Raw genomic sequence first — 557 nt, 5'->3', positions numbered from 1 at the left:
CAAGAAGCCGCCCCTTCCAGCTGATCAGGAGTAGCGAATAGATGCTCGAGACTTAATATAGGTCTGAAGCTATGCAACATCACCATGTTCTGGGATTATCTTTATTCGGATCACATGATCTAGGGCCCAAAATCCAAACCGTACGACAGCAGAAACTCCAAGAACCGAGCAGCGAACACTATCTAGCTCACTTGCCGGGGACGAAGTTGGTGGCATAGGCCCAAGCGTTGTTGTTGACGGGATCGGCCAAGTGGTCGGCCAAGTYCTCCAACGGACCCTTGCCGGTGACGATGGCCTGCACGAAGAACCCGAACATCGAGAACATGGCCAGCCTGCCGTTCTTGATCTCCTTCACCTTGAGCTCCGCAAAGGCCTCGGGGTCGTCGGCCAGGCCGAGAGGGTCGAAGCTACCGCCGGGGTACAGAGGGTCGGTCACCTCGCCGAGCGGGCCGCCAGCAACCCGGTAACCCTCCACGGCGCCCATCAGGATAACTTGGCAGGCCCAGATGGCCAGAATGCTCTGGGCGTGGATCAGGCTGGGGTTGCCCAAGTAGTCC

Annotated in this window: 1 protein-coding gene; it reads right to left on the bottom strand. The window is 58.1% G+C overall.

Features of this window, described 5'->3' with window-relative positions; all coding sequences use genetic code 11:
* Positions 1–187: 187 nt before the first annotated feature.
* The coding region (locus FWJ25_RS20790; protein ID WP_149601884.1) for a chlorophyll a/b-binding protein at positions 188–557 on the bottom strand (370 nt) is incomplete at its 5' end.

The organism is Marinobacter salinexigens (genome assembly GCF_008370345.1).
Taxonomy (GTDB): Bacteria; Pseudomonadota; Gammaproteobacteria; order Pseudomonadales; family Oleiphilaceae; genus Marinobacter; species Marinobacter salinexigens.
Note: the sequence above shows the minus strand (reverse complement) of the source record. Positions and strands in the feature narration are given on the sequence as shown.